The 654-nt window shown below is 37.1% G+C and carries 1 protein-coding gene; it reads right to left on the bottom strand.

Translation table 11 applies throughout. The features are described 5' to 3' along the window. A partial coding sequence (locus tag AC1DRF_RS31235) for an SDR family NAD(P)-dependent oxidoreductase (RefSeq protein ID WP_477742729.1) occupies positions 1-365 on the bottom strand: 365 nt, incomplete at its 3' end. Positions 366-654: the final 289 nt, after the last annotated feature.

Genomic DNA, 654 nt, shown 5'->3' with positions numbered 1-654 from the left:
GTTAAAAAAGTGCTTGTTAAATTTGTATCAATCGTTTTTGTCCAATCTTCTGGTGATAGTTCTTCAATAGAAGAGAACGTACCGTTGATGCCTGCGTTAATAGAAACAATATGTAATTGACTCCATAAGCTGCAGATCGTTTCGATACTCTCTTTTATACTTTCAGAGTCAGATACGTCTATTTTAATGGCTATACACTCTCCGCCGCTCGACATGATGGTCTCTTTTACTTCATGTAATTTTTCTTCCTCTAAATCTAAAAGAGCAACGCGCGCTCCTTGTTCAGCTAGTGTAATGGCTGAAGCGCGTCCAATTCCAGACGCCGCTCCCGTCACAAGCGCAACTTTTCCAGTTAATGCAATCATTTGGAACCCCTCCATATAAAAATGTTGTTTCCTTTCTTTAGCCTATACGAAGGAAATAAAAACCTCTTTTAAAATATTTGTGTTTAAATTTGCTAAAAGATGMCAAAAGGAAAAGAGAAAACAGCGGCGAATTATTAATATGACTCCAGAACATGAAAAAGCTAATGTCAAATGGGCCTACTTGAGCAGCTAAAGATTATACCCTGTCTTTTCAGAAGAATGTTTATATAAAATTTTACATCAGAGGGACTTGCAAATCGTTCCTTGAAAGCTTACACTAGTAAAGCAC

It is taken from the genome of Priestia sp. P5_B4 (assembly GCF_056400385.1).
This window is presented reverse-complemented; position numbering and strand designations above follow the sequence as displayed.